The organism is Capnocytophaga sp. ARDL2 (assembly GCF_041530365.1).
Classification (GTDB): Bacteria; Bacteroidota; Bacteroidia; order Flavobacteriales; family Flavobacteriaceae; genus Flavobacterium.
On sequence record NZ_CP168034.1, the window covers coordinates 809,324 to 833,734 of the forward strand.

Annotated in this window: 16 protein-coding genes, 3 tRNA genes and 1 pseudogene; 19 read left to right on the plus strand and 1 reads right to left on the minus strand. The window is 36.9% G+C overall.

The window, feature by feature from the left end:
* Window positions 1-88: 88 nt before the first annotated feature.
* From AB4865_RS04000 to AB4865_RS04090, 19 genes and pseudogenes are all read left to right on the plus strand, one after another.
* The gene (locus AB4865_RS04000) at window positions 89-1,216 is read left to right on the plus strand and encodes a T9SS type A sorting domain-containing protein (protein ID WP_372474454.1); all 1,128 of its coding nucleotides are present in this window, start codon (window positions 89-91) and stop codon (window positions 1,214-1,216) included.
* Window positions 1,217-1,396: 180 nt separating this feature from the next.
* A complete protein-coding gene (locus AB4865_RS04005; RefSeq protein WP_372474455.1) occupies window positions 1,397-2,839 on the plus strand; it encodes an alkaline phosphatase in 1,443 nt (480 codons plus the stop codon).
* A gap of 126 nt (window positions 2,840-2,965) precedes the next feature.
* Window positions 2,966-3,946, plus strand: coding sequence for an acyl transferase (locus AB4865_RS04010; RefSeq protein WP_372474456.1), 981 nt, complete (start codon window positions 2,966-2,968; stop codon window positions 3,944-3,946).
* Between the two features lie 107 nt (window positions 3,947-4,053).
* Window positions 4,054-4,134, plus strand: a tRNA-Tyr gene (locus tag AB4865_RS04015).
* A gap of 15 nt (window positions 4,135-4,149) precedes the next feature.
* Window positions 4,150-4,221: transfer RNA gene (locus AB4865_RS04020), tRNA-Thr, on the plus strand.
* Between the two features lie 49 nt (window positions 4,222-4,270).
* A complete protein-coding gene (gene tuf / locus AB4865_RS04025) occupies window positions 4,271-5,458 on the plus strand; it encodes an elongation factor Tu (protein WP_372474457.1) in 1,188 nt (395 codons plus the stop codon).
* 44 nt (window positions 5,459-5,502) lie between these two features.
* Window positions 5,503-5,573: transfer RNA gene (locus AB4865_RS04030), tRNA-Trp, on the plus strand.
* A gap of 16 nt (window positions 5,574-5,589) precedes the next feature.
* Complete coding sequence (gene secE, locus AB4865_RS04035) at window positions 5,590-5,787, plus strand: preprotein translocase subunit SecE (RefSeq protein ID WP_372474458.1); 198 nt, start codon at window positions 5,590-5,592, stop codon at window positions 5,785-5,787.
* Window positions 5,788-5,800: 13 nt separating this feature from the next.
* Window positions 5,801-6,353: pseudogene (gene nusG, locus AB4865_RS04040) on the plus strand (transcription termination/antitermination protein NusG).
* A 58-nt stretch (window positions 6,354-6,411) separates the two neighbouring features.
* Entirely contained in the window at window positions 6,412-6,834 is a 423-nt protein-coding gene (rplK, locus tag AB4865_RS04045) for a 50S ribosomal protein L11 (RefSeq protein ID WP_372474459.1), read from the plus strand.
* A gap of 33 nt (window positions 6,835-6,867) precedes the next feature.
* Window positions 6,868-7,557 (plus strand): 50S ribosomal protein L1, encoded by a 690-nt coding sequence (gene rplA, locus AB4865_RS04050; RefSeq protein ID WP_372474460.1) that lies wholly within the window; start codon window positions 6,868-6,870, stop codon window positions 7,555-7,557.
* A gap of 22 nt (window positions 7,558-7,579) precedes the next feature.
* Entirely contained in the window at window positions 7,580-8,068 is a 489-nt protein-coding gene (rplJ, locus tag AB4865_RS04055; RefSeq protein ID WP_372474461.1) for a 50S ribosomal protein L10, read from the plus strand.
* 83 nt (window positions 8,069-8,151) lie between these two features.
* Window positions 8,152-8,523 (plus strand): 50S ribosomal protein L7/L12, encoded by a 372-nt coding sequence (gene rplL / locus AB4865_RS04060; protein WP_372474462.1) that lies wholly within the window; start codon window positions 8,152-8,154, stop codon window positions 8,521-8,523.
* 123 nt (window positions 8,524-8,646) lie between these two features.
* Entirely contained in the window at window positions 8,647-12,459 is a 3,813-nt protein-coding gene (gene rpoB, locus AB4865_RS04065) for a DNA-directed RNA polymerase subunit beta (RefSeq protein ID WP_372474463.1), read from the plus strand.
* A 168-nt stretch (window positions 12,460-12,627) separates the two neighbouring features.
* Window positions 12,628-16,902: a DNA-directed RNA polymerase subunit beta' gene (gene rpoC, locus AB4865_RS04070; RefSeq protein WP_372474464.1), complete on the plus strand. Its 4,275-nt coding sequence runs from the start codon at window positions 12,628-12,630 to the stop codon at window positions 16,900-16,902.
* A gap of 9 nt (window positions 16,903-16,911) precedes the next feature.
* Window positions 16,912-17,211, plus strand: coding sequence for a DUF3467 domain-containing protein (locus AB4865_RS04075; RefSeq protein ID WP_372474465.1), 300 nt, complete (start codon window positions 16,912-16,914; stop codon window positions 17,209-17,211).
* 202 nt (window positions 17,212-17,413) lie between these two features.
* The gene (locus tag AB4865_RS04080) at window positions 17,414-21,880 is read left to right on the plus strand and encodes a T9SS type A sorting domain-containing protein (RefSeq protein ID WP_372474466.1); all 4,467 of its coding nucleotides are present in this window, start codon (window positions 17,414-17,416) and stop codon (window positions 21,878-21,880) included.
* Between the two features lie 128 nt (window positions 21,881-22,008).
* Window positions 22,009-23,187: an acyl-CoA dehydrogenase family protein gene (locus AB4865_RS04085; RefSeq protein ID WP_372474467.1), complete on the plus strand. Its 1,179-nt coding sequence runs from the start codon at window positions 22,009-22,011 to the stop codon at window positions 23,185-23,187.
* A gap of 123 nt (window positions 23,188-23,310) precedes the next feature.
* Window positions 23,311-24,072, plus strand: coding sequence for a DUF3050 domain-containing protein (locus tag AB4865_RS04090; RefSeq protein ID WP_372474468.1), 762 nt, complete (start codon window positions 23,311-23,313; stop codon window positions 24,070-24,072).
* 53 nt (window positions 24,073-24,125) lie between these two features.
* Here AB4865_RS04090 and AB4865_RS04095 read toward each other — a convergent pair whose 3' ends face one another.
* Window positions 24,126-24,377, minus strand: a complete 252-nt coding sequence (locus tag AB4865_RS04095) for a type B 50S ribosomal protein L31 (protein WP_372474469.1) — start codon at window positions 24,375-24,377, stop codon at window positions 24,126-24,128.
* Window positions 24,378-24,411 lie beyond the last annotated feature (34 nt).

The window sequence follows — 24,411 nt, forward strand, 5'->3', positions numbered from 1 at the left end:
TATATTTGCAAACTGAAAAGTGCACTTGAATTTAGAAATAGTTCTTTTAAAATAAAAATTTTTTAATTCAATAAATTTATTTTTACATATGAAAAAACAATTACATTTTATCAGATTAGCCTTTGTTGGGGCAGTTTTATTTACCGTATCATCTGCTGTAGCACAAGAGGAGGTTGTTGTAAATATCCCTGATGAGAATATGAAACAGATTTTGGTTGAAAATTTAGAAATAAATACCAATGAAGATGATGAAATACAAATCTCTGAAGCAGTAGCCTATACAGGGGCAATTGATTTGTTGAATATGGGGATTCAGGATCTTACAGGAATCGAAGCGTTTGTAAATATTACAGAGTTAGATTGTTCTGAGAATCAATTAACTTCTTTGGATGTGAGTGCAAATACGGAACTGAAAAAGTTGTATTGTTATGACAATCAATTAGAAAGTTTAAATTTGAATCAAAACACACTTTTAGAGCTACTTTCTTGTGAGAATAATCAATTAACTTCTTTGGATGTGAGTGCAAATACGGAACTGAAAAAGTTGTATTGTTATGACAATCAATTAGAAAGTTTGAATTTGAGTCAAAACACACTTTTAGAGCTACTTTCTTGTGAGAATAATCAATTAACTTCTTTGGATTTAACTTATAATCCATCTTTGAAACAACTACACTGTGCAGAAAATCTTATCACTTTTTTTCAAGGTTTAGGAACGAATTTAGTTGAATTGATTTGTCAAGATAATAAATTGACTAGTTTAGATTTAAGTCATTGTACTTCTCTTAATAAACTTTTTTGTGAAAATAATGAATTGATTTCTTTAAATGTGAAGAATGGTAATAATACAAATTTTATAAATTTTTCAGCAATAGGAAATCCCTATCTTTCGTGTATAAAAGTAGATGATGCTCAAGGAAATTATTTAGCAAACTGGAACAAAGATCAAGGAGCAGAGTATAGTGAAGATTGTGAAAGTCTTACTACAGGAGATCAAGAAGCCGTTTTGTCGGGATTGTATCCAAATCCTGTATTGAGCAATCTTTCAGTGTTAGTCAAAAATTCCCAAAAAGGGGATTTATACGATGCAATGGGCAAGAAATTGCAAGAAATAGAACTTGTAGAAGGACTTAATCAGGTGAGTATGGAGTATTTGTCAGCAGGGATATATTTTCTTGTAGTAGGTAATCAGACCTATAAAATAGTAAAGCAATAGCTCTTTTGTTGTTATGAAAAAGAAAAAATATAGTTCTGAAAAATCAGAATAGTGCATTATCAAAAAAAAATAAAAAACAGTACACATAATAGAGATTTGTACTGTTTTTTTATATAAAAAAATTGATATTTATATAAATGAGAGTATCTTTGTTGTCTCATGTAGATTTTTTTATAAAAAATGAAAAGGAGAAAATTTTTAAAAATAGGGGGGGTAGCTTCCTTGGGGACATTAATGTTACCTGGAGAAGTTCAAGCAAATATATTGGGAGAAAGTGAAAAACCGCGTTTGACTGCTAAAAATCTGATTTTTATGGTGAGTGACGGAATGAGTAATGGAACACTTTCGTTGACCGATTTGTATGCTCGTAAACTATTGGGAAAGCCGACAGCTTGGATACAATCTTACTCAGATTCTAATGTAAAAAGAGCCTTGATGGATATGTCATCAGCAAATTCGTCTGTAACGGATTCGGCGGCAGCAAGTTCGTCGTGGGGCGGAGGGGTGCGTGTCAATAATGGAAGTCTCAATGTAGATCCTGAGGGAAATTTTATTACACCTATTTGGCAAAAATTTAAAGAAATGGGAAAAAAAGTGGGCTGTGTAACTACTGTTCCCATTACTCATGCTACACCAGCGGGTTTTGCTGTCGCTGTAAAAAAACGCAACGACCAGAGTTTGATAGCCGAGAAATACTTGGAAAAAGGCTACGATGTGTTGCTGGGAGGAGGTCAAAAATATTTTGATGGCAATTTGCGAAAAGACGGAGTAGATATGTATGCTAAATTTGCAGAACAAGGATATTTTGTGGCAAAATCAAAAGGGGAATTGCAAAAATTGTCGCCTAATCAAAAGGTTTTAGGTGTATTTGATACAGATGCATTGCCCTATTATATAGACACCAAACGCGAACAATCATTGACTGAAAATATTCCATCGTTGGCAGAAATGACCAAAATTGCTATACAACAAATGGAAAAACACGAAGACGGATTTGTCTTACAAATAGAGTCAGGTAAAGTAGATTGGGCAGCACATGGAAATGATATTGGAGCGTTGATACATGAGCAATTGCAATTTGACGAAGCATTGGAAGAGGTGTTGAAATTTGCAAGAGAAGACAATGATACGATTGTGATTTTTACGACAGACCATGGAAATGCTAATCCTGGATTGATTTATGGGAAAAATGTAGATGATTTTTACACACAAATTGCCAATTATAAATGTAGTAACGAACATTTGTTGAATCTGTTTTCGAAAAAAGACACTGTAAAAAGCATACAGTCAACAGTTGAAAAAATGATGAAAATAGAATTGACAGTAGAAGAGGCAGAGGAAATATTGTCGTATTATACAGGAATCAAAAAAGAAGACGATGGATTGTACAATTATAAAAAAGTACCGTTTAAATTGTTTTCAGAAATTCAAAGTAAGAGAAATAGAGTAGGGTGGATTTCGATGGATCATTCGTCAGATTATGTAGAGTTGGCGGTTTATAAACCCTGTCGAGTAAAGGATTTTATCAAAAAAGGATTTTATCAAAATATAGAATTACACCAGATGATGTTGAAAAATGTAATGGTTTATCATAATAAAAGAATAAAACACTATTATGAATAATTTATGCAATCAAAAAGTTGAATAATGTTGATGAAATAAGCGTAAAAAAAAACGTTTAACATAAAGTTAATTGTTTGACTTTGAAATAAAACAAACAATATTAAAAAGAATAAGTAAGACAAAGCAATGTTTTCAAAAGAGGATGTTTTTTCGATACAGACCAAAAAGCAATTTCACAAAATAGCCATGAAAGTTTTTCGATTTCAATACGAAAACAATCAAGTGTATAAAGAATTTTGTGATTTAGTAAAAAAAACGCCTTCTAATGTGTCAACATTGGAACAAATCCCCTTTTTGCCTATCGAATTTTTTAAAACAAAAAAAATCGTTTCGACCACTAAAGAACCTCAAGAGATTTTTACCAGTAGTGGAACCACAGGGCAGACGGTGAGTAAACATTACGTAAGTGATTTGTCGGTTTATGAAGAAAGTTTTCTCAATGGATTTCAGAGAATGTATGGAGCGATTGAAAATTATACAATATTGGCATTGTTACCTTCATATTTAGAGCGACAAGGTTCTTCCTTAATATATATGGTAGAGCGGATGATAAAAGAATCCGGCTGTCCTCACAGTGGGTTTTATCTGCACAATTATGATGAATTGGTTGAGAAAATCAATTTGTTGGAAAACGAAGAAAAAAACACACTGTTAATAGGGGTGTCTTATGCCTTGATGAATTTGATAGAAACCCATATCTTTGAATTACAACACACCATAGTAATGGAAACAGGAGGTATGAAAGGAATGCGAAAGGAATTGGTGAGGGAGGAGTTGCATGAACTATTAAAAAAAGGTTTTGGAGTCGAAAAAATACATTCGGAATACGGAATGACCGAAATGTTGTCACAGGGATATTCGTTGGGAGATGGAATATATGAGTGTCCGCCGTGGATGGATGTGATAGTACGAGATACGGAAGATCCTTTTAGTATCTTAAGTAATGAAAAAACAGGTGGAGTCAATATAATAGATTTGGCAAATTTTGAGAGTATATCATTTATAGCAACTCAAGATTTGGGAAGAAAGCAAGCCAATGGAACCTTTGAGATCCATGGAAGGTTTGATAATTCAGACATAAGAGGTTGCAATTTGATGGTGGTATAGAGATAAAAGAAAAAAGTTTGAAAAATATTTGTGAGATTTATATTTGTTTTATACATTTGCAGTCTGTTAGGAGAGGGTAAACTCTTTTGGCGAGTAAAAACATAGGCGGGGAGATACTCAAGTGGCCAACGAGGACGGACTGTAAATCCGTTGGGAAACCTTCGCAGGTTCGAATCCTGCTCTCCCCACAAAAATAGGCATACGCCGGCGTAGCTCAGCGGTAGAGTGCTTCCTTGGTAAGGAAGAGGTCACGGGTTCAAGTCCCGTCGTTGGCTCAATAAATTTTGAACACTAATTTATATAACTAAGATTAAATTTTAAATCATGGCAAAAGAAACTTTTGATCGTTCGAAGCCGCACTTAAACATCGGTACAATCGGACACGTAGATCACGGAAAAACTACAACAACAGCTGCTATTACTAAAGTATTAGCTGACAAAGGTTTGTCTGAAGTTCGTTCATTTGACTCAATTGACAACGCTCCGGAAGAAAAAGAGCGTGGTATTACAATTAATACTTCTCACGTAGAGTATCAAACAGCTAACCGTCACTATGCACACGTTGACTGTCCAGGTCACGCGGATTACGTTAAAAACATGGTAACTGGTGCTGCACAGATGGATGGAGCTATCTTGGTAGTAGCTGCTACAGATGGACCAATGCCACAAACTCGTGAGCACATCCTTTTAGGACGTCAGGTAGGTATTCCAAGAATCGTTGTATTCTTAAACAAAGTTGATATGGTGGACGACGAAGAGTTGTTAGAGCTTGTAGAAATGGAAGTTCGTGACTTGTTGTCTTTCTATGATTACGACGGAGACAATGGTCCAGTAATCAAAGGATCTGCATTGGGTGCTTTGAATGGTGAGGCTAAATGGGTTGATACTATCATGGAATTGATGGATGCTGTTGACAACTGGATCGAAGAGCCAGTGCGTGACAATGAAAAACCATTCTTGATGCCAATCGAGGACGTTTTCACTATCACAGGACGTGGTACAGTAGCTACAGGACGTATCGAAACTGGAGTTGCTAACACTGGAGACCCAGTAGAAATCATCGGTATGGGAGCTGATAAATTGACTTCTACAATCACAGGGGTTGAGATGTTCCGTAAAATCCTTGACCGTGGGGAGGCTGGAGATAACGTAGGATTGTTGTTGAGAGGTATCGACAAGTCTGATATCCGTCGTGGTATGGTTATCTGTAAACCAGGTTCAGTAAAACCACACGCTAAATTCAAAGCTGAGGTTTATATCTTGAAAAAAGAAGAGGGTGGACGTCACACTCCATTCCACAACAACTACCGTCCACAGTTCTATGTGCGTACAACTGACGTAACTGGTACTATCGTATTGCCAGAAGGAACTGATATGGTAATGCCTGGAGATAACTTGACAATCACTGTTGAGTTGTTGCAACCAATCGCATTGTCTGTAGGTCTTCGTTTCGCTATCCGTGAAGGAGGTCGTACAGTAGGTGCAGGTCAGGTAACTGAGTTGTTAGACTAATTTAATCTATAACTTTAAAGTCGGCATCCGTGCCGACTTTATCTACGGGTGTAGTTCAAGGGTAGAATAGCGGTCTCCAAAACCGTTGATGGGGGTTCGAATCCCTCCACCCGTGCAAAATAAAAAAAGCAATGGCTAAAAAAAGTAATTATATAGCAGATTCATTCAACGAATTAAAAACCAATGTGTCTTGGACTCCATGGTCAGAAGTGCAAAGATATACAATTATTGTAGCAATCTTTACAGTGTTGTTTTCTTTGGCGATTTGGGGAGTAGATACTGTATTCCAAAAAGCAATTGCAGGTTTTTTTAATATTATTAACGGCTAATATTTCTTGAATCATGGCAGAAAATAATGTGAAAAAATGGTATGTAGTAAGAGCTGTCAGCGGTCAAGAAAATAAGGTAAAAAATTATATAGAAACCGAAATTTCTAGATTGGGGATGTCTGACTATCTTTCTCAGGTTTTAGTACCAACCGAAAAAGTAGTTTACCAAAGAGACGGAAAAAAAATTACGAAAGAAAAAGTATATTTTCCAGGTTATGTAATGATTGAGATGAATCTTACAGGAGAATTGCCTCATATCATCAAATCAATCTCTGGTGTAGTAGGCTTTTTGGGAGAAACAAGAGGCGGAGACCCAGTACCTTTGAGACAATCAGAGGTGAACAGAATGTTAGGGAAAGTTGACGAATTGGCAACTACCGTAGATACAGGCTTAATACCATTTGAAATCAACGAAACCATCAAAGTAATCGATGGAACCTTTCAACGGATTCAACGGAGTGATTGAAAAAATCAACGAAGACAAGAGAAAGGTAGAAGTAATGGTGAAAATATTTGGAAGAAAAACACCATTGGAATTGAGCTATACACAAGTAGAAAAATTATAAATGTTACATATTCACATCAATCGCTTCCAATAGAAAGATGTGCTTAATTTTTTAAAAAATGGCAAAAGAAATTAGTAAAGTAGTAAAACTACAAGTAAAGGGAGGTGCTGCGAATCCATCGCCACCGGTTGGACCTGCTTTGGGGGCTGCTGGGGTAAATATCATGGAGTTCTGTAAGCAATTTAATGCAAGAACACAAGATAAACCCGGTAAAGTATTACCAGTACAAATTACAGTTTACAAAGACAAATCTTTTGACTTTGTTGTAAAAACGCCACCTGCTGCTGTTCAACTTTTAGAAGCTGCAAAAATCAAATCAGGTTCTGGACAACCAAACCGTAAGAAAGTAGCTTCAATCACCGAAGATCAAGTAAGAGCAATTGCAGAAGACAAGATGCCAGACTTAAACGCATTTGAGATCGAGAAAGCAATGTCTATGATTGCAGGAACTGCAAGATCAATGGGAATCACAGTAAAGTAACAGGAAAAGCTCCTTTTTTAAATTAAAGAGAAAATGGCAAAATTAACAAAAAAGCAAAAAGAGGCTGTATCAAAAATTGAGAAGAATAAATTGTATTCTTTGGCTGATGCTTCTGCATTGATCAAAGAGGTTGCTTCTGCAAAATTTGACGAGTCTGTTGATATTGCTGTACGTTTAGGAGTAGATCCGCGTAAAGCAAATCAAATGGTTCGTGGGGTTGTAACATTGCCACACGGAACAGGTAAAGATGTAAGAGTATTAGCTTTGGTTACTCCAGATAAAGAAGCAGAAGCAAAAGCAGCTGGAGCAGACCATGTAGGTTTGGACGACTATTTACAAAAAATCAAAGACGGTTGGACAGATGTTGATGTAATCATCACTATGCCAGCTGTAATGGGTAAATTAGGGCCATTAGGGCGCGTTTTAGGTCCTCGTGGATTGATGCCAAACCCTAAAACAGGTACTGTAACTATGGATGTTGCAAAAGCTGTACAAGAAGTAAAATCTGGTAAAATCGACTTCAAAGTTGATAAAACTGGTATCGTTCACGCAGCCATCGGAAAAGTATCATTTGACGCTCAAAAAATCGCTGAGAACGCTTCTGAATTAATTCAAACATTAATCAAATTAAAACCAACTGCAGCAAAAGGTACTTATGTGAAATCTATTCACATCTCTAGTACAATGAGCCCTGCGATTGCTTTAGATCCAAAAGCAGTATAATTGGTAGTTAAAATTATTTAGTATGACTAGAGAAGAAAAATCAATTGCAATACAAGATTTAACTGCACAGTTGGCTGATACAAAGGTTTTATATGTTGCAGATATATCTGGATTAAACGCTTCTACAACTTCAGACTTGAGAAGAGCTTGTTTCAAAGCAGGAATCAAATTGGAAGTAGTAAAAAACACTTTGCTTGCAAAAGCAATGGAAGCTTCAGAAAATGAGTACGGAGATTTAGCAACTGTTTTAAAAGGAAACAGTGCTCTTATGATTGGAGAAGTTGCAAATGGTCCTGCGAAAATCATCAAAGAATTACGCAAAAAAGCTGATAAACCAGTTTTGAAAGGAGCATTTATCAATGATGAAATCTATATCGGAGACAACCAATTAGATGCTCTTGTAGCAATCAAATCTAAAGAGGAAGTTATCGCAGAAATCATCGGATTATTGCAATCTCCTGCACAAAGAGTTATCTCTGCTCTTCAAAACCAAAACAAAGACGAAGAATAAAATCAAACCATCTTTGTTTTACAAAAGAGAACGCACAAATAAAAATTATAAATTTTACAAATCAAATTAAAAGATAGAAAAAAATGGCAGATTTGAAACAATTCGCAGAACAATTAGTTAACTTGACAGTAAAAGAAGTTAATGAGTTAGCAACTGTATTAAAAGAAGAATATGGAATCGAACCAGCAGCAGCTGCAGTAGTAGTTGCAGGTGGTGCAGGTGAAGCAGGTGGTGCTGCTGAGCAAACTGAATTTACTGTAGTATTGAAAGACGCAGGTGCTTCCAAATTGGCAGTAGTTAAAGCTGTTAAAGAATTGACAGGTTTAGGATTGAAAGAAGCTAAAGATTTAGTAGATGGTACTCCAGCAAACGTTAAAGAAGGAGTTTCTAAAGACGAGGCTGAAGGATTGAAAAAAGCTTTAGAAGAAGCAGGTGCAACTGTAGAGTTGAAATAATTTTACAAGCAAATTACAATAAGGTTTAGGCCCTGAGCTCGTCTCAGTGGCCTAAACCATTTTGCGTATAATTTTTTACGCATAAAAAAATCACAATATTCACCAATCAAAATTTATCCATTGATGATTACAAATCATACTGAAAGATTAAATTTTGCCTCAACAAAAAATACTCCAGTGTATCCAGATTTCTTGGATATTCAGGTAAAGTCATTTAAAGATTTTTTCCAATTGGAAACCAAATCTGACGAAAGAGGTAACGAAGGGCTTTACAAGACCTTTATGGAAAATTTTCCTATTACGGATACTAGAAATCAATTCGTATTAGAATTCTTAGATTATTTCGTTGACCCTCCTCGCTATACTATCGAAGAGTGTATCGAAAGAGGTCTTACATATTCTGTACCCTTAAAAGCTCGTTTAAAATTGTACTGTACAGATCCGGAACATGAGGATTTTGAAACCATCGTACAAGATGTGTATTTGGGAACCATCCCTTACATGACGCCAAGTGGTACTTTTGTGATCAATGGAGCAGAAAGAGTTGTTGTATCGCAATTACACCGTTCGCCAGGGGTGTTTTTTGGACAGTCTTACCACGCAAACGGTACCAAATTGTATTCAGCTCGTATCATTCCTTTCAAAGGATCTTGGATCGAATTTGCAACAGACATCAATAATGTGATGTACGCATATATCGACCGTAAGAAAAAATTACCTGTAACTACTTTATTCCGTGCGATTGGTTTCGAACGCGATAAAGACATCTTAGAAATCTTTGACCTTGCAGAAGAAGTAAAAGTTACTAAGGCAGGATTGAAAAAATACATCGGTAGAATCTTGGCTGGTAGAGTATTGAAAGTTACTTACGAAGACTTCGTGGACGAAGATACTGGTGAAGTAGTAACGATTACGCGTAACTCTATCATCTTGGAAAGAGATGTGGCACTTGACCAAGACAATATCGAAGAAATTATCGAAGCAGATGTGCAAACAATTTTGTTGCACAAAGAAGATAGCAGCCAAACAGATTATGCTATCATCCACAATACTTTGCACAAAGACCCTACAAACTCTGAAAAAGAGGCTGTAGAATACATATATAGACAATTGCGTAATGCCGAAGCTCCAGATGAGGAAACTGCAAGAGGTATTATCGACAAATTGTTCTTCTCTGACCAGCGATACAATTTAGGTGAAGTAGGTCGTTATAGAATGAACAAGAAGTTGAACTTGGATACGCCTATCGAAAAACAAGTGCTTACTAAAGAAGATATTATCACTATCGTGAAATATTTGATTGAGTTGATCAATTCAAAAGCAGAGATTGATGATATCGACCACTTGTCAAACCGTCGTTTGCGTACAGTAGGTGAGCAATTGTCAGCTCAGTTTGGTGTAGGACTGGCTCGTATGGCTCGTACCATTCGCGAAAGAATGAATGTGAGAGACAATGAGGTATTTACGCCAATCGATTTGATTAATGCAAAAACATTGTCATCAGTTATCAACTCGTTTTTTGGTACCAACCAGTTGTCTCAATTCATGGATCAAACCAACCCATTGGCAGAGATTACGCATAAGCGTCGTTTGTCTGCATTAGGACCAGGAGGTCTTTCGAGAGAGAGAGCAGGTTTCGAGGTGCGAGATGTACACTATACACATTACGGTCGTTTGTGTCCGATTGAAACACCAGAGGGACCAAATATTGGTTTGATTTCATCATTGGCAGTTTATGCAAAAGTAAATAGCATGGGATTCATCGAAACGCCTTACCGTCCAGTGAAAAATGGTAAAGTAGATTTCAAAACAGAACCTGTGTATTTGTCTGCCGAAGAAGAAGAAGGTAAATTGATTGCTCAAGCAACCATCAATGTAGAAAAAGACGGTACAATTACAGACGAAAAAGTTGTAGCAAAAGAAGATGCGGATTTCCCAGTGGTAGAACCATCTCAATTGGATTTTGCCGATGTGGCACCAAACCAAATTGCTTCTATCTCGGCTTCGTTGATTCCGTTCTTGGAGCATGATGACGCCAACCGTGCGTTGATGGGATCAAACATGATGCGTCAGGCAGTACCATTGTTGCGTCCAGAATCACCTATTGTAGGTACAGGATTGGAAAGACAGGTAGCTGTAGATTCGCGTGTGTTGATCAATGCGGAAGGAAGTGGTACAGTAGAGTATGTAGATGCTCAAAAAATCATTATCAAATACGATCGTACAGATGAGGAAAGATTGATTAGCTTTGAACCAGATGAAAAAGTGTACAACCTAATCAAATTCCGCAAAACCAACCAAAGTACTACAATCAACTTGAAACCAATCGTAAGAAAAGGAGATAGAGTACAAAAAGGACAAGTACTTTGTGAGGGATATGCTACTCAAAACGGAGAATTGGCATTGGGAAGAAACCTTCAAGTGGCGTTTATGCCTTGGAAAGGATACAACTTCGAGGATGCGATTGTAATTTCTGAAAGAGTAGTAAGAGATGATATCTTTACATCTATCCATATCGACGAGCATACATTAGAAGTTCGAGATACAAAATTAGGATCTGAAGAATTGACCAACGATATTCCAAATGTTTCTGAAGAGGCAACTAAGGAATTGGATGAAAACGGTATGATTCGCATCGGAGCCGAAGTAAAACCTGGAGATATTTTGATTGGTAAGATTACTCCAAAAGGAGAATCAGATCCAACGCCAGAGGAAAAATTACTTCGTGCTATCTTTGGTGACAAAGCAGGTGATGTAAAAGATGCGTCTTTGAAAGCGTCTCCATCGTTGAGAGGGGTAGTTTTGGATAAGAGATTGTTCCAAAAAGCTGTAAAAGACAAACGCAAGCGTCAAAAAGACAAAGAAGATATTGCAATTTTAGAAACTCAATTTGAAGTAAAATTCAATGAGTTGAAGGAAAAGTTAGTTGATAAATTGTTCCAGATAGTAAATGGAAAAACTTCGCAAGGAGTACAAAACGATTTGGGAGAAGAAGTATTGCCAAAAGGTAAAAAATACACTCACAAAATGTTGATGGCTGTTGAAGATTTTTCACATTTGACACAAGGACAATGGACATTGGATGATCATTCAAATGCCTTAATTACTGATTTGTTGCACAATTATAAGATCAAATTAAACGATTTGCAAGGATCGTTGCGTCGTGAAAAATTCATGATTTCTGTAGGAGATGAATTGCCATCAGGAATTTTGAAAATGGCGAAAGTTTATATTGCTAAAAAGCGTAAACTACGCGTAGGGGACAAGATGGCAGGTCGTCACGGAAACAAAGGTATCGTGGCAAAAATCGTTCGCGATGAAGATATGCCATTCTTGGAAGACGGAACACCAGTAGATATCGTGTTGAATCCACTTGGGGTACCTTCGCGTATGAACATTGGTCAGATTTACGAAACAGTATTGGGATGGGCTGGTAAGAAATTAGGTAAAAAATTCGCAACTCCTATCTTTGACGGTGCATCGTTAGACGAAATCAATGCATTGACAGACGAGGCAGGTGTACCAAGATTTGGACATACTTATCTATATGACGGAGGAACAGGAGATCGTTTCGACCAAAAAGCAACAGTAGGGGTGATCTACATGTTGAAATTAGGACACATGGTTGATGATAAGATGCACGCTCGTTCGATCGGACCATACTCATTGATTACACAACAACCATTAGGAGGTAAAGCTCTATTTGGAGGTCAGCGTTTCGGAGAGATGGAGGTGTGGGCATTAGAAGCCTACGGAGCATCGAGCATCTTGAGAGAAATCCTAACTGTAAAATCAGATGATGTAATAGGAAGAGCTAAAACTTATGAAGCAATCGTGAAAGGTGAACCAATGCCAGAACCAGGATTGCCAGAATCATTCAATGTATTGATGCACGAGTTGAAAGGTCTTGCTTTAGATATTAGATTGGAAGAGTAATCAACAATCGTAATTTATTGATGAAATTTCTGTCATTCAATTTTTGATTTTTTCAATGAAAATAATTTCATTTTGAATGGCAGAAATTTTCAAATCAATCGATTATTAAAAAAGATTTTATCGTTTGAAGCACAATATACTTTAAACCTCAAAATAATTTTTCAAATTATGTCAAACAAAAATAAACCAAGTAGATTTAACAAAATCTCTATTGGATTGGCTTCTCCAGAGTCTATCCTTCAAGAATCGAGAGGTGAGGTTTTAAAACCAGAAACTATCAACTATCGTACACACAAACCAGAAAGAGACGGATTGTTTTGTGAGCGTATCTTTGGTCCTGTAAAAGACTATGAGTGTGCTTGTGGAAAATATAAGAGAATTCGCTACAAAGGTATCGTGTGCGACCGTTGTGGGGTAGAGGTTACTGAGAAAAAAGTAAGAAGAGACCGCGTAGGACACATCAATTTGGTAGTACCTATTGCTCATATTTGGTATTTCCGCTCATTGCCAAACAAAATTGGTTATTTGTTGGGATTGCCGTCAAAAAAATTGGATGAAATCATATATTATGAAAAGTATGTGGTAATCCAGCCAGGTATCGCAAAAGGTCCTGAAGGCGAAGAATTGAAAATGATGGATTTCCTAAGAGAAGAAGAATATTTAGATGTTTTGGATTCTCTTCCTATGGAAAACCAATACCTTGATGATTCTGACCCTAACAAATTTATTGCAAAAATGGGGGCAGAATGTATCGTAGATTTGTTGAGCCGTATCGATTTGGAACAACTTTCTTACGAATTGCGTCATATTGCCAACAACGAAACATCTAAACAACGAAAAACTGAGGCTTTGAAACGCCTTCAAGTAGTAGAGGCATTCCGCGAATCAAACGAAAATAGAGAAAACCGTCCAGAGTGGATGATTTTGAAAGTAATTCCTGTGATTCCGCCAGAATTGCGTCCGTTAGTACCACTTGATGGAGGTCGTTTTGCAACTTCGGATTTAAACGATTTGTACCGTAGAGTAATCATCCGTAACAACCGTTTGAAACGATTGATTGAAATCAAAGCTCCTGAGGTAATCTTGAGAAACGAAAAGAGGATGTTGCAAGAGGCAGTAGATTCGTTGTTTGACAACACAAGAAAAGCTACTGCTGTAAAAACAGAATCTCAAAGACCATTGAAATCACTTTCAGATTCATTGAAAGGTAAACAAGGTCGTTTCCGTCAAAACTTGTTAGGAAAGCGTGTAGATTATTCAGCTCGTTCGGTAATTGTTGTAGGTCCCGAATTGAAATTATACGAATGTGGTTTGCCAAAAGATATGGCTGCAGAGCTATACAAACCATTTGTAATTCGTAAATTAATCGAAAGAGGAATCGTAAAAACGGTAAAATCGGCGAAGAAAATCATCGATAAAAAAGAACCAGTAGTATGGGATATTCTTGAAAATGTAATCAAAGGACACCCAGTATTGCTCAACCGTGCTCCTACGCTTCACCGTTTAGGTATTCAAGCATTCCAACCAAAATTGATTGAAGGTAAAGCGATTCGTTTACACCCATTGGTGTGTACAGCGTTCAACGCCGATTTCGACGGTGACCAGATGGCGGTTCACTTGCCACTTGGACCAGAGGCAATCTTGGAAGCACAGTTGTTGATGTTGGCATCGCACAACATTTTGAACCCTGCAAACGGAGCTCCGATTACCGTACCTTCGCAAGACATGGTATTGGGTCTGTACTATATGACCAAAATCAGAAAATCTACTCCAGAGCATATCGTAAAAGGAGAAGGTCTTACATTCTACTCTGCCGAAGAGGTAAATATCGCAATCAACGAAGGAAGATTGGATTTGAATGCAGCGGTAAAAGTAAGAGCTAAAGATTTCAACAAAGATGGAGAATTGGTTTATCAAATCATTGAAACATCAGCAGGAAGAATCTTGTTTAACGAGGTAGTTCCAGAACAAGCAGGATTTATCAATGAGGTATTGACCAAAAAATCATTGAGAGATATTATCGGAAAAATTTTAGCAGTAACAGATGTACCAACTACTGCAAAATTCTTGGACGATATGAAAGATATGGGATACGGATACGCATTTAGAGGAGGATTGTCTTTCTCTTTAGGTGATATTAAAATTCCAGAACAAAAACAATCGTTGATTGATGATGCAAATCAGCAAGTTGACGGTATTACCATGAACTATAACATGGGATTGATTACCAACAACGAGCGTTACAATCAGGTAATCGATATTTGGACTTCTACCAATGCACAATTGACAGAATTGGCAATGAGAAACATTAGTGAAGACCAACAAGGATTCAACTCGGTATATATGATGCTTGATTCAGGAGCCCGTGGTTCGAAAGAGCAGATTCGCCAGTTGACAGGTATGCGTGGATTGATGGCAAAACCTAAAAAATCTACTGCATCTGGAGGGGATATCATCGAAAACCCAATCCTTTCAAACTTTAAAGAAGGTTTATCGATTCTTGAATACTTTATCTCAACGCACGGTGCACGTAAAGGTCTTGCCGATACCGCATTGAAAACAGCCGATGCTGGATACTTAACGCGTCGTTTGCACGATGTAGCTCAAGATGTAATCATCAATACACATGATTGTGGTACATTGAGAGGTATCGAGTTTGAGGCATTGAAAAAGAATGAAGAAATCATTGAGCCCCTTGGAGAAAGAGTATTGGGTCGTGTAGCTTTGGAAGATGTAATCAATCCATTGACAAACGAGGTAATCGTTCACGCTGGAGAAGAAATCAAAGAAGTACACGTCAATGCAATCAACAAGTCACCATTAGAGAAAATCGAAGTTCGTTCGGCATTGACTTGTCAAGCAGATTCTGGAATCTGTGCAAAATGTTACGGTCGCAACTTGGCAACAGGTAAAATGGCACAAATTGGAGAGGCTGTAGGAGTAGTAGCTGCTCAGTCGATTGGAGAGCCAGGTACACAGTTGACGCTTCGTACATTCCACGTGGGAGGTACTGCAGGAAACATTTCAGAGGTCTCTACTATTACAGCCAAATTCAAAGGTCGCTTAGAAATCGAAGATTTGCGTACGGTAGATGGAGAAGATGCAGAAGGAAACAAAGTACAAGTTGTAATTTCGCGTTCTACAGAGTTGAAATTGGTAGATGTAAATACAGGAATCGTGTTGAATACACACAATATTCCTTACGGTTCGACTATCTATGTAAAAGACGGAGAAGTAATCGACGAAGGAACAATAATCTGTAAATGGGACCCTTATAATGGGGTAATTATTTCAGAATTTACTGGAAAAGTAGCTTATGAAGACATCGAGCAAGGACAAACCTTTATCGTTGAAACCGATGAGCAAACAGGATTCCAAGAAAAAGTAATTACAGAATCGAGAAATAAAAAATTAGTTCCAACCTTGTTGATTTACGACAAATCAGGAGAGTTGATTCGTTCGTACAACTTACCAGTAGGTGCACACTTGATGGTAAACGACGGAGATAAGATTTCATCAGGAAAAGTATTGGTAAAAATCCCTCGTAAATCTTCAAAAGCAGGGGATATCACAGGAGGTTTACCAAGAATTACCGAGTTGTTGGAAGCGAGAAATCCTTCAAACCCAGCGGTAGTATCAGAAGTAGATGGAGTAGTATCTTTCGGAAAAATCAAACGAGGAAACCGCGAAATCATCATCGAGTCGAAAACAGGAGAGGAGAGAAAGTATTTAGTAAAACTTTCGAACCAAATCTTGGTACAAGAAAATGACTTCGTAAAAGCAGGAACACCATTGTCTGACGGTGCCATTACGCCAGACGATATTTTGAGAATCCAAGGGCCATCTGCTGTACAACAGTATTTGGTAAACGAAATTCAAGAAGTATATCGTTTGCAAGGGGTAAAAATCAACGACAAGCACTTTGAAGTTGTGATTCGTCAGATGATGCGTAAAGTACAAATTGTAGAAGCTGGGGATACTTTATTTTTGGAAGAACAATTGGTACACAAAGATGATTTCATCCGAGAAAACGACCGTTTGTTTGGAATGAAAATCGTAGAAGATGCGGGAGATTCTCAAAATCTCAAAGAAGGACAGTTGGTGTCAACTCGTCAGTTGAGAGATGAAAACTCTATCTTGAAACGCGAAGACAAGAATTTGGTACAAGCAAGAGATGTAGAACCAGCAACGGCAACACCAATCTTGCAAGGAATTACCAGAGCGTCGTTACAAACAAAATCGTTTATTTCGGCGGCATCATTCCAGGAAACAACAAAAGTGTTGAACGAAGCAGCAGTAGCAGGAAAAGTAGATACTTTGATTGGGTTGAAAGAAAATGTAATCGTAGGACACAGAATACCAGCAGGTACAGGTATGAGAAAATACGACCATACAGTAGTAAGTCATAAAGACAAAGTAGCAACAGAAGAAAATGAAAATTAAGATTAAGTTATGAATGAGGAAAAGAAGCGTATTCAGGTAGATGTAGAACCTGAAGCAACCTTGGGAAAATATAGCAATTTGGTGATAGTAAATCATTCTACACACGAATTTGTATTAGATTTTGCCTCATTGTTGCCTGGAGTAGCAAATGCCAAAATACATTCCCGACTCATTTTGGCACCTACGCAAGCAAAACAATTGCTAAAGGCTTTGGAAGAAAACATCAAGAGATATAACCAAAATACAAATTCGAAAGAAATTGTAAAAGAAGTGTATCAATTGCCGTTTGAACCCAAAGGAGAAGCCTAATTTTGCAATATTGATAGAGCTATCAGCAATGATAGCTCTATTTTTTTTGTTTCAAAATAAAGGAGAAAGCACGGAAATAAAGAGGTTGAGAGGTAATGACTAAAAATAAATGTTAAATTTTAATAGGTAAGTTGAAAAACTAATGTAAAAATTTCTTACATTTAGAGCCTAATTTTAGAAATTAATAAATAGTATTTTGAGTATGAGAAAAATTACAAACAAAGAATTTAGATTCTTTAATCAAAAGAAAAGGAAATTGAGTAATTTCTTGTTCTTGTTGCTGTTTCTCTTCTCTGGTGGTTTATCTATAGCACAGATCAACTATCAGCAGAATTGGAATACAGTAACTAATTTAGGAGGTTGGGATGGAGGATGGGGTAGTACTTCTACTCTTCCATGTGAAGGACCGAATTCTATACGAAGAAATTTATGGGGGTCAGCAACAAGTTCGAGTGTTAGAACACCAAATATTGGACCGTCAAATGGAGGCATAGTGACAATTACTTATGAATATAAAGTGATAGACTATGATTGGCAAATGCCAACTGTTCCAACACCAGGAGGAGATTTTACCTTATATTGGGAATGGTCAACTTCTACAACAGGTCCTTGGACAGAGTTTGCACAGGTAGGAGGAGCTAATCACATTGTGTCTATGTCATGTGCCACTAAAACGCATACAGCAACTATTCCTGAAGTGTATTCTGATGAGTTTTATATACGAGCAAGAGGGGTAAGACATTCAGGAGATTTCTTTATGTATATTGATAATGTAAGTATTACTCAAGCAGCGTCAAGTTTGTGTATTCCACCTACGGGAGTTACATCGTCAAATATTACAAAAAATAGTGCGACAGTTTCTTGGAATACTGATATTTTTGAAGCAACCGCAACGTTTCCATGGGAATTGAGAACATCTGGTAATGCAGGCTCGGGAGCTGCAGGATTGGTTCAATCTGGAACTGCAACTGGAACTTCTACTGTAAACTTTACAGGCTTATCACCTGCTACAGAATATCAATTCTATATCAGAACTAATTGTACAGCCACAAACCAAAGTATTTGGGTTCCTGTACCTCATATATTTACAACTATGTGTAATTATCCAGAAGTATTAACGACAACAGTTGGTACAATTTGTGGGTATGGTACAACTAACTTAGCAGCAACTGCTGAAGCAGGTGGTACTTTATATTGGTTTGAAAATCCTAATGCAGAATATGTGCATACAGGAGCTACTTTCGATACTCCAACATTAGAGGAAAATACAACTTATTATGTAAAAGCAGGAGCGATAGCTCCTGGTGCAAATGTACAAGTAGGAAATGGGACAGCTATTTCAACAGCTCAAGGACAAAATCCATTTTACCATTCTTGGGGAGGATATAAACATCAATATATTTATACAGCTGAAGAATTATTAGCTGCTAATATTGCTCCAGGTCCGATTAACTCTGTTGGTTTCCAAGTTGTAACAGGAAGTTCTGTGGCAAGAAATAATTTTACTATTCATATAGGTTCAACAACTCAAGCTACAGCAACATCATCACATGTACAAGGGTTGACTCAAGTATATTCAAATCCTGCTCAATCTGTAACTGCAGGAGATAATATATATCAATTTGATGCTCCATTTGTATGGGATGGTACAAGTAATATTGTTGTTCAAGTAAACTGGAGTAATGAAAATTATGGAAACTTTGGAGCTTCTGGTACCACTTTGTATCATACGGCCCCTACAACTCAAACTACAGTAACTTTTGCAGATCAAAGAACAGCTCAACAATTATTGGAAACAGTAACAGGTGGAGTAATTAATGCTGCTGGACAATCAAGTGGAAATACTTCTACATCAGCTTTCCGTCCAAATACTTTATTTAATGCAACAGCTCTTTGTTTTTCACCAGCAACTGAAGTTGAGGTAACAATATCAACACCACCTACAGTTGCTCTGTCTGCAACAACAATAGATGCATGTCAAGGTTCAGATTCAGAGTTGGTGACTGTAACAGCAGGATTGGAAGACTATGATGAGTTTGAATGGATTCCAAATACTGGTGTTTCTGGTAATAAAGATACAGGTTGGATTTTCAATTTGCAAGATTCACAAACCTATTCATTAGTTGCTTCTCAATCAAATGGAGCTTGTGCTAAAAGATTAGATTTTGAAGTAAATGTAATCAAATTAGGTTACCAAGATTTGGAAGAAGAATACACAGTATGTGTAGATGATGTGGTTAAATTATCTATTTTAAAAGAAAATCCAGTTGATAATTTATTGCCTGGACAAACTGTTTTTACAACAGGTTTTGAAAATGGAATCACAGGATTATCATTGGAAGGTACTGGAGGTACTATTACAGAAATTACTAATTTAACAACAGAAGGTCAATCAGCCATCAGATGGACCCATGGATTCAATGCAAATAGTACATTGACAATCGATCAAACGTTTGATTTCTCTGATGCAGAAGGATTACAGATTACTTTTGATAATATTGCAATATTAGAAGCTACACAACCAACATTTAATTGGGATTATGGTCGTTTGCAATATAGTTTAGATGGAGGTGAATCTTGGTCAGACTTCCTTCCAGCTCATTATTTTGGAGGAAGTACAGCATTAACTCAAAATGTACGCTTTGCAAGATTTACTTATCCTGCTTGGGGAGGTTTGACTACTGCTGGTGATAATAATGATTTATGGCGTTCAGAGAAATTGATTTTGCCAAGACCTACTGGGAATGCATTTGATAATGTGAAAATTCGTTTTGTATTAAAATCAGATGGAATAACTAATGTAGACGCATGGTATTTGGATAATGTAAAAGTATCTAAAATGGTACCTACAACTAAAGTGTGGTCACCGGTAGATAAATTATACTTAGACGAAGCTAAGACTCAACCATATAATGGAGAGTCTGTAGGAGAGGTGTATTTCTCATCTGCTGTATCTGGAGAAATACCTGTAACAGTAACAATTTCAGATTCAGGTAATTTGTGTGAAACGATTGTTGAAACTACTGTTGTTGTACCAAACATAACATTCCCAGGTTTAGATACTGAGGCATATTGTACTACGACATCTGTTGACGATTTAGATTTCCAAAGATCTCCTGGGGTTACTTACGAATGGTATGCTACTATGGCATCTCAAACTCCAATTACTGAGATAGCAGCAAATGGTACTTATTTTGTGAAGTTGATTTCAGAATCGTGTGAAAGTGGAAAACAACCTGTTGATATTATTATTGTTGGAGGAGTAAACGTAACGGTAAATAACAATCAAGAATTCTGTGAAGGTGCTACAGTAGCAAATCTTTCAGTAAATTCATTTACCCCTGGTGCTACTGTTCAATGGTTTGATTCAGAAACGTCAACAACTCCTTTAGCATCAACAGCTACATTGCCAATCGGTACAAATACCTATTATGTAAATCAAGTATTGCATGGTTGTCAATCAACTAAAATACCTGTACAGGTTACAGTTTATGAAATGCCAACTCCGTTAACTCAAAGTGAAGTGGCAGTATGTTACAACACTACAGTTGGAACAGCTGTGTTGGATGGAACAAATAACTTGAGATGGTATACATCTGAGACGGCAGCTAATCCATTAGGGGCAAACATCGTGTTGACAAATGCAGTTTACTATGTTGAAAAAATCAATGGGGTTTGTGAAACAGAGAGAATGCCAGTTCAGGTTTCTATCTTATCTGAATTGAACGGATTCCAAGAAAATGTAATCGATATCTGTGGACCAGGTCAAGTTGGAGATTTAGAAGAGCATGTATCAGGAGTTGCTACAGGAGCAGTTGTAAAATGGTACAGTACTTCAAATGGTACTACGCCATTGGCTGATACTACACCATTGGCAAATGGAGTATATTATGGAGAGCAACAATTAGATGACTGTGTAAGTAATAGAAAAGCAATTGTGGTAAGAGTTAACAGTTCTGTAGCTCCAGTTATTGCACCGCAATCTGTTTGTCAAAATACAAGAATCGAAGATATTGTATTGCCAACTACAACAGGAATTTCGTACCAATGGTTTGCAACTCCTGCAACTGATGTAGCATTAGCCCCATCTACAGCTTTAGTGTCGCAAACCTATTATGTAAGAAGATTGCAAAATGGATGTTTGTCTGATGCAGCTTTAGTGTCAGTATCTGTAATTCCTACGCCAAGTGCACCAACAGGAGTTTCGCCTCAAGATTTGGAAGAAGGAAGCACAATTGCAGACATCGTAATGGAACAAGGAAGTATCGAGTGGTATATTACTGAAGAAGATGCACATACGGGAACTAATCTATTGATGCCAAATATGCCAATCGTTGATGGAACTGTTTATTATGCAGTAATCGTTACTCCGCAAGGATGTAGAAGTTTACCAACACCGATTGCAGTAAACGTAACAGTAGGAATCAATGATTTAGACGTTGCAAACTTGAAATTGTATCCAAACCCAACGGATTCAGTAATCAATATTTCTTACAAAGAAACAATTGATTCTATCGAAGTATATTCGATGACTGGTCAAAGATTGATGGTTCAAGATACAATATCAAATAATGTAACAGTTGATATGACAGAATTGCCAGCAGGAACTTACATGGTGAAGATTTCTGTAGGTCAAAACAGTCAAATCATCAAAGTTGTGAGAAAATAATTTCAAAATACTAAAATAATCAAAGGTTGTCAGAAATGGCAACCTTTGTTTTTTGTAAAAAAATAGGGTTCTATTAGTGAATGTTGTTAATTATCCTTATTTTTGTGGAAGAATATATTAAATACTTTATGAAACCAGATTTATTTCAAGCTCCAGATTACTATCACTTAGATGATTTATTAACAGAGGAGCATAAACTTGTAAGAGACGCCGCTCGTGCATGGGTAAAAAAAGAAGTTTCTCCAATTATTGAAGATTACGCTCAGAGAGCTGAATTTCCAAAACATTTACTTCCTGGATTGGGAGAAATCGGAGGATTTGGACCTTATATTCCTGTAGAATACGGAGGGGCTGGATTAGATCAAATTTCTTATGGATTGTTGATGCAAGAAATTGAAAGAGGAGATTCAGGAATTCGTTCGACTTCTTCGGTTCAATCTTCATTGGTAATGTATCCTATTTGGAAATACGGTAGCGAAGAACAAAAACAAAAATATTTACCAAAATTAGCAACTGGTGAAATGATGGGGTGTTTTGGTTTGACAGAACCAGACCACGGATCAAATCCCGGTGGAATGATTACCAACTTCAAAGATATGGGAGATCATTACTTGCTAAACGGTGCTAAAATGTGGATTTCAAATGCTCCTTTTGCTGATATAGCGGTAGTTTGGGCTAAAAACGAAGAAGGTCGTATCCATGGGTTAATTGTTGAAAGAGGTATGGAAGGTTTTTCAACTCCAGAAACTCACAACAAATGGTCTTTGAGAGCTTCTGCAACAGGTGAATTGGTATTCAACGATGTGAAAGTTCCGAAAGAAAACTTATTGCCAGGAAAATCTGGATTAGGAGCACCACTAGGATGTTTAGATTCTGCTCGTTATGGAATCGCTTGGGGAGCTATCGGAGCGGCAATGGATTGCTACGACACAGCGTTGCGTTACTCTCAAGAAAGAGAGCAGTTTGGAAAACCAATCGGAGCATTTCAATTGCAACAAAAGAAATTGGCTGAAATGATTACAGAAATCACTAAAGCTCAATTATTAACTTGGCGTTTGGGAGTTTTGAGAAACGAAGGAAGAGCTACTTCTGCTCAAATCTCGATGGCAAAACGAAACAATGTAAACATGGCATTGGAAATTGCTCGTGAAGCTCGTCAAATGTTAGGAGGTATGGGGATTACAGGTGAATACTCAATCATGCGACATATGATGAACTTAGAATCTGTAGTAACTTACGAAGGTACACACGATATTCACTTGTTGATTACCGGTTTGGATGTAACAGGATTCAACGCTTTTAAATAAGACTTTTAAAAATGCTTTTCTTTTTAGAAAGGCATTTTTAGTTTGAAAATGAGCTTAATTTCCAAACCTTCAAATCTTCAAATTTCCCAATCTCTTAATTTCTAAATCTTTCAATCTATAATAATGAACATCAATCAATCGATACAAAAACAAAAGACACAATTATTACACCATTCGTTGTATAGCAAAGTACAGAAAATTGAAGACTTGTACTGTTTTTTAGAAAATCATGTTTATGCTGTATGGGATTTTATGTCGTTGCTAAAAGCCCTGCAAAATAGTTTGACCTGCACTACTACACCTTGGCTTCCTGTAGGAAATCCAGAAATTCGTTATTTAATTAATGAAATTGTCGTAGCCGAAGAAACTGATTTGACAATCGACGGAAAACGCCAAAGTCATTATGAAATGTATGTAGATGCGATGAAGCAATGTGGAGCGTCAACAAAACAATTAGATGTTTTTATTTCATTAGTAGAGCAGTCAAAAAATGTTTTTCAAGCAATAGCTCAAAGTGAGTTACATCCAAAGGTAAAAGAGTTTTTAGAATTTACTTTTCGAGTGATAGAAAATGGAAAACCACACGAAATTGCCGCTGTTTTTACTTTTGGTCGTGAAGATTTGATTCCAAATATGTTTACAGAGATTTTGCGAAATTTTCAAGAAAATCTCACCGATATAGATTTGACTAAATTGATTTATTATTTCGAACGACATATCGAATTAGATGCTGACGAACATGGACCAATGGCGATGCAGATGATAAGTGAACTCTGTGGCGATTCTTCTCAAAAATGGAAAGAAGCTGAATGGGTGTCTATTGCAGCTTTGGAAAAACGCATCGGACTTTGGGATGCTATAGAAGAGCAGATAGATGGTAAATGATAACAATAAAACCTTCCATTTCGGAAGGTTTTATTGTTTTATAAATACAAAAATTATTTTTTGAATTTCGCGTATTTTGATTTGAATTTGTCGATACGACCTGCTGTATCGATCAATTTCGATTTACCAGTATAGAAAGGGTGAGATGTACGAGAAATCTCCATTTTGTAAACTGGATACTCTACTCCGTCCACTTCAATTGTTTCTTTTGTTTCTACTGTTGATTTTGTAATGAACACATCATCGTTTGACATGTCTTTGAATGCTACTAATCTGTAATTTTCTGGGTGAATACCTTTTCTCATGATAAATCTTTAATTTAATGACTGCTACCAGTTT